The following is a 6,568-nucleotide window of genomic DNA, read 5'->3' as shown; positions in this document are numbered from 1 at the left end:
GATGAAGAAGACGAAGATGAAGAAGATGAAGAAGACGAAGATGACGAAGAAGACGAAGATGAAGAAGACGAAGATGAAGAAGATGAAGAAGACGAAGATGAAGAAGACGAAGATGAAGAAGACGAAGATGATGAAGATGAAGAAGATGAAGAAGACGAAGATGAAGAAGACGAAGATGATGAAGAAGACGAAGATGATGAAGAAGACGACGACGATGGTGAAGAAGAAGACGCGTAAAATAATTAGCACTAAAATACGCTTGGTTCTCCAAGCGTTTTTTGTTCTTTAACATATACATAATAGGCAGCCTTTATATAACTTTTATATCAAATACACGTATTTTTTTTCAATAGAAGGTTCTCTCCTCACAAATATAAAGGTGTGAAGTACCAAATTTAGAATGTGGTTGAATATCGGCAGGCATTAGTCTATCTTATTTTGTACAATAGAGGAACCATAAATAAAGACGAGGTGCAATCCATATTAATCAATAGCATTTGGAGCTTTCGCATTTATAAGAATCGAAAAAAGTCTGAATTGCGAGAACCATCACTTATAGCCGTTTTGTATTTAATCGTTTCCTCGCTATGCGGAATCATATTTATAAAGAAATGGAGAAAGCATTAACGTACCATTCTTACTCTGCTGAGTTTCCTCAGTAAAAAGCAAAATAGTACGGGAAGAAAATTGTAGTTGTATCAATAATGTTTATTTCTAGTTAGTGATGTTCGAATTGTTTTAATCAAAATAAAAAAGTTAAGAATCCAAATCTTCTTGAGTAGGATCGCTCTTCTTTTAGCACACATATTACGATTGAGATGTTAATGTAGGACAGAATCTTAGCAAAAAAGGGGCTCCACCTCTTACCCCTAGGAACTACAGGAATAGCTTAATTAGTTAGAAATCGTTAAGTTTCTGTATTTAGGAATCCCTCAATTCAAATAACCCATCAGATCGTTAAATGCTTAGCAGTTCAAACAATTAGAATTTTAAGAGGGCGTATTAGATTTCTAGCAGGTTGATTAGTAGATTCTGCTACTTTTTTATATACCCCATCTAGTTTTTTTGCTGTATGCTTAAATGTAAAGTTTTCCTCTACAATTTTTCTTCCGTTTTCAGCAATCCATTGTGCAAATTCTCGTTGAGATAACAAAGCCTGGACAAGTCTGGCAAACTCCATTGGATTATCATATTGTTCTACTAGGCAGCCGTTATATTCATCTGTTATAACTTCTGCATTTCCCCCACGGTTTGTTGTAATAATTGGGATTCCAGCAGCCATTGCTTCATAATGAACACGTGCCAATGGTTCGTTCCATTGTGAGCTACATATAAATATATCCCCCATTAGAAATATATTATGAATTTGATCTGCAGGAATAAATTTGGTGAAAATTACGTGTTCTTTAATTGGCCTAGCCATTCTATATAGCTTTTTAACATATTTATTTAATCGGTTATCACTAAACCATTTACCACCAACAATTACAAGTACCGTATCTTTATGTGTTTGAATAATCTTCTTCATAGATTGAATGAGCAAGTCTGGACCTTTATTTTTGCATAATCGGCCAACAAATAGAATGACTTTTTTATCTTGAATACCGTATTTTGTACGAAATGCATTTCTTATCTTCTGTCCTGTTGGTGTCCAGATGGAGGGAGATTGTTTTAAATTAACACCAGAGTAAACAATGGAAATCTTTTCTTCAGCTTGTGGAAATCTCTCAATCACAGTTTGTTTAATATAGTTACTAACAGTCACAATGGCGGTAACCATTTCAATAATAAGATTGCCTTCACAAATAGATAGTTTATGTTCAGCGAACATATCGTTATGAAGACCTAATACAAATTTACTGTGTGGAGAAGCTTGTTTATATAGAGGTATATTTTTAGGACGATTAAAGACATGTATAATATCAAAGGTATTGGTTTGGAGTGTTCTTATAACGTGCTGTTCATAATCTTTTTGGGGCAAATACACGTAATTGATATTATCTTGTGTTTTTTGATTTGGAAGATTTGGATCTGAAATGGAGAAAATAGTAAGTTCATAATCTTGACTTATATAGGGGGACACCCCATCAATCATCATTTGAATTGCTCCACCTTTAATCGCTGGAGAAGGTAATTTTTCTGTACATATATATGCAATTTTCATAAACTAATCCCCTTTGTATAGTTGTTTTATATAATGGTATTCTGCTTCCAGTCCGTCAGATAGAGAAACTGTTGGTGAATATTGCAGTAATGTACTGGCCTTAGATATATCTGCCCATGTTTGCTTCGGTTCTCCAGGAACTGATTTTAGAAAGTTTTTGATTGCTGATTTCCCTGATATTTTTTCTAACATAGAAATGATGTCTAAAATGGATGCTTGTTCTTTTCCACCGATATTGATAACTTCACCTATTATATTTTTTTTTGTCTCTAAAGCGGCCACTGTTCCTCGTATACAGTCATCAATATAGGTAAAATCACGTGTTTGTGTTCCATCACCAAATATTGTGAGAGGTTTATCTTCTAGCAGTTGTTTAATTAATCTATGAAATGCCATATCAGGACGCTGCCTTGGCCCATACACTGTGAAATATCTTAAAATAACAATTGGTATGTGAAAATTTTTGTGATAAACATGACATAAGTGCTCACCACTTAATTTGGTAACCCCGTATGGAGATAGAGGGCTAGGTAATAGATTTTCAGAAACTGCGCCAGATTTTTCACCATAAACAGAAGAGGTGGATATGTGAATAAATTTATCTAATTTTATGTGTTTACATGCTTCAAGTAGCTGCTGTGTAACCATTATGTTATTTGTAACATAATGCTGAAAATCTTTTCCCCAACTTGATCTCACACCAGGAATAGCAGCTAAATGATAAACAACATCTATATCTTGTAATAGTTTTGATAAATCTGTATTTAGAATGTCTTCTCGTATGAATTGAAAACGTGAATTTAATTCGAGAGATTGTATATTACCTGTCTTTAAAATAGCTGGAGTAGGACCGATGAAATGATCAATTCCAACTACATGATATGCACTATTTTTAAGTAACGCTTGACACAAATGTGAGCCAATGAAACCAGCGGCTCCTGTTACAAGTATTTTCATGACCGACCCACTCCAATATATTGTAATCCGTATTTTTTAATTTCATCTTTTTCAATGCAATTGCGTCCATCAACGATTGTGCATCCCTTCATAACTTGTTTGACTCGTTTCCAATTAAGTGTTTTAAATTCATTCCAGTCCGTGGCGATAATAATACAATCAGAATTTGTAATTGAAGATTCTAGGTTATCATGCTGGGTAACTTGTCTTTTTAAATGTGAAGGAAGAAAAGCTTTGGGGTCATAGGCATGTAGATCATAGCCATGAGGGATTAACTTTTCAAGAAGTATTACGGCAAGGGAGCTACGAATATCATCAGTATTTGGCTTAAAGGCAATTCCTAAAACCGTTATTTTTTTTGAAGAGGGTTCTTTTATAGCTTTTTTAATTTTTTCAATATAAAGATCTATCTGTGTGGAGTTAATGGATTGTACAGCTTGTAAAATAGGAACTGCTACGTGCCTATCAGTTGCTGTATAAATGAGTGAATGTAAGTCTTTTGGGAAGCATGATCCGCCATACCCCATCCCTGCCTGAAGAAAATGAGGGTTAATTCGAAAGTCATAGCCAATTCCTTTTGCCACTTCAACAATATCAATGTTATATGCATCACAAATTCGAGAAATTTCATTTATAAAAGATATTTTGGTAGCCAAAAATACATTAGATGTATATTTAATCATCTCTGCTTCATTTAAACCTGTACAAAGGAAAGGAGCACTAATCCCTTTATATATATCCTGCATAATCTTTAACGACGTTGTGTCAGCTTTTTGGATACCTATAATAGTTCTATCTGGATTGAGCATATCGTGAACAGCAGAGCCTTCACGAAGAAATTCAGGATTGGAGACAATATTGAATAAGGACGATGAAACCCCACGTTTAATAAGTATTTCATATAATTGTTGATTTGTACCTGGTGGAACTGTACTTTTCGTAATAATAGTTTTATACGATGTTATAGTTGGAACTAGTAGGTCAATGACGGAGTATATATATTTTAAATCCGCCTTTCCACTTGTTGTAGAAGGGGTTCCTACAGCGATAAAAATAACGGGTGATTGTCGAATAGCATTATCGATATCACAACTGAATTGCAATCGGTTTCTATTTTTGTGAATAAGCTCCTTTAAATCTGGTTCATAAATGGGGCATTCTCCTTTTTGGAGAGAATTAATTTTTTCTTGATCCTTATCTACACATATAACATCATGACCTAAATCTGCTAATACTGCTGCTGATGTGATTCCTACATAACCAGATCCTATAATACATATATCCATACAATAATCACCTCTCTGAACTTAGTACTATAGTACTAGTTGTTACAGTATATTGATGGACAAGTTGGATTGGTGACAACTGAAAGGGCCTATTCATATAAGAGATGAAAGTAATTAGAAGGTAAAAGCCTCTTTTGGAATCGTCATGCGCAGGTAAGGAGGTTATTGAATATTAATATTGTAAACACTCGAGGGAGCGAGAGATTAGTGATTAAAAAAGCAATTATTCCAGCCGCTGGTTACGGCACAAGAAGCCTTCCAATTACAAAGGTAATTCCAAAAGAAATGTTTCCAATAGGTAATAAACCAGCGATTCATTATATTGTGGAAGAGGCTGTAAAATCAGGTATTGAGCAAATATTAATTGTACTTTCTAGCAGAAAGGATTTAATAGTTGATTACTTTGATTATTCATTAGAATTGGAGGCTTTTTTAGAAAAAGAAAAAAAAGCCCACCTGTTAAAAGAGCTTGCTATTCCTAATGTTCAAATCCATTATATAAGGCAGCCATACGCGAGGGGACTTGGTGAGGCGATAAGATTAGGTGAAACATTTATTGGTAATGAACCTTTTGCTGTACTCTTACCAGATGATATTGTAGTTTCGGATAAAGAAACTGCTTTAAATCAATTAATTAGTATTTATAAAGAGACAAAAAATAGTGTGATAGGCATTCATACGGTACCAGATGAGTGCATAGAGAAGTATGGTATTATTGAAGGGAAGGTTGTAAAGGGGAATTACATGGATATTACGAACATTATAGAAAAACCAAAAGTAAATCCTCCATCTAATCTTGCAGTAATCGGTAGATATGTTTTCACGCCTGATATTTTTCCTTTATTAAAAAAACTTCAACCTGGTGTTGGGGGAGAATATCAATTAACTGATGCGATTCATTCTTTAATTATGACTAAAAAAGTATATGGAAAAATGATTGATGGGCACCGATTTGACATTGGACAAGAAAATGAATATATGCAGCTTCTTAATCTTATATATGGACAAAATAAAACAGGTAAAAAATCTTTTTGAAAACGGATTCGACAAACGTACACTTGAGGCCAACAAGCAATTCTTGAAGAGTTGATGAAACATATATAAAAGTTAAGGTTAAATAAATATATTTATATCGTACCTTTGAATCAGAAGAGAATACAATGGATTTTCATTTGAAAAAGAAAAGAAATCAGCTGGCTGCAAAGTGCTTTTTCAAAAAGCCTTGCGATCTTTTCATATTTCAAGGCTCCGTGTTATCGTAGGAGTATAAAAAATTTACTTAATTGATTGTAATTGTACAAATAAAAAAGATTCCCGTAGGCATCTCAATTAGACAAGTAAATACTAAATAACATTACGGAACAGATCATTGTTTTATAAAGAAATGGTGTCTTATTAAAAATATTGCTAACCAAATATATATTCATACCCATAATCTATAGAAAACGTCATTATATGTATTTCCTTTCGACAAAAAATGGATTGTGAACTCTCAGTCATCCAAGAGTCTGCTTCGTTAATACGTTAGAATTAAAGCTCTCAATTTTAGTCAAGAGAGTGTCTATCTGGATTGTTTCTTATTTTTAAAAAGATTCAGGTGCTTTTCTAAAAAAGTTTGTGATGCAGAGTCTTAATCTTCATAAAAAAGCATCTCCACGCAATGGATACCTTCAACTACCCCCTCATCTTGATTAAACTAATTTACTGCTCCACCAAATAAAACTATTATGTATTTTTTCACATTCTATTGCAACAAGCATATATTATATAGGAGATATTCCTTTCTTTCGAAACTCAAAAGGCCCTTTTGGGGGCTTTTTTATTTTATGAATTTTTAATAAAGTATATAACTTAATTTTTAGTTAAATATTCTCAAAATAATTATTTGATTAATTGACGTTTACTTGTCTATTTAAACTAAATATAACAAATTTGGTTTCATGACGTGGAAATTTCATTTAAAAAATGAAATTAAGTATATGCATTCAACAATTTATCTTTTGCTTGTTATATATATTAATTGTTTTACGTATTTTATATGTTTATATGTTTTAAGAGCATGAAATGTCTTGATATATAAGGGGGTATGACTCCTAATGATAACAAAAGTGGTTTTAAAGGTAACAAATTTGGTTTTAACTATAACAAAAATGGTTTTAAA

The 6,568-nt window shown here is 32.9% G+C and carries 6 protein-coding genes and 1 pseudogene; 4 read left to right on the top strand and 3 right to left on the bottom strand.

Annotation, left to right across the window (positions count from 1 at the left end; genetic code table 11):
* Positions 1–237 (top strand): hypothetical protein (locus tag MR167_RS29740; RefSeq protein ID WP_242316110.1); only part of this gene is annotated, 237 nt, incomplete at its 5' end.
* A 299-nt stretch (positions 238–536) separates the two neighbouring features.
* The gene (locus MR167_RS33445; protein WP_346657779.1) at positions 537–662 is read left to right on the top strand and encodes a helix-turn-helix domain-containing protein; all 126 of its coding nucleotides are present in this window, start codon (positions 537–539) and stop codon (positions 660–662) included.
* Positions 663–973: 311 nt separating this feature from the next.
* On the opposite strand, the gene MR167_RS29735 is transcribed toward MR167_RS33445, so the two are convergent.
* Genes MR167_RS29735 through MR167_RS29725 form a run of 3 tightly spaced genes read right to left on the bottom strand, consistent with a single transcriptional unit; the run spans position 974 to position 4,407 of the window.
* Positions 974–2,164, bottom strand: coding sequence for a glycosyltransferase family 4 protein (locus tag MR167_RS29735; RefSeq protein WP_242316109.1), 1,191 nt, complete (start codon positions 2,162–2,164; stop codon positions 974–976).
* A gap of 3 nt (positions 2,165–2,167) precedes the next feature.
* Entirely contained in the window at positions 2,168–3,121 is a 954-nt protein-coding gene (locus MR167_RS29730) for an NAD-dependent epimerase/dehydratase family protein (RefSeq protein WP_242316108.1), read from the bottom strand.
* Positions 3,118–4,407 (bottom strand): UDP-glucose dehydrogenase family protein, encoded by a 1,290-nt coding sequence (locus MR167_RS29725; protein WP_242316107.1) that lies wholly within the window; start codon positions 4,405–4,407, stop codon positions 3,118–3,120. Before MR167_RS29725 ends, MR167_RS29730 begins: the two co-directional genes overlap by 4 nt.
* 207 nt (positions 4,408–4,614) lie before the next feature.
* Between MR167_RS29725 and MR167_RS29720 the strand changes: the two genes are divergently transcribed.
* Together MR167_RS29720 and MR167_RS29715 are read left to right on the top strand one after the other, a co-directional pair.
* On the top strand, positions 4,615–5,442 hold the full coding sequence (locus MR167_RS29720; RefSeq protein ID WP_199689533.1) for a UTP--glucose-1-phosphate uridylyltransferase: 828 nt from the start codon (positions 4,615–4,617) through the stop codon (positions 5,440–5,442).
* 47 nt (positions 5,443–5,489) lie between these two features.
* Positions 5,490–5,665: pseudogene (locus MR167_RS29715) on the top strand (DDE-type integrase/transposase/recombinase); the annotation flags it as partial.
* Positions 5,666–6,568 lie beyond the last annotated feature (903 nt).

Origin of the sequence: Bacillus cereus group sp. BfR-BA-01355 (assembly GCF_022663675.1) — a bacterium.
GTDB lineage: Bacteria > Bacillota > Bacilli > Bacillales > Bacillaceae_G > Bacillus_A > Bacillus_A thuringiensis_S.
This window is presented reverse-complemented; position numbering and strand designations above follow the sequence as displayed.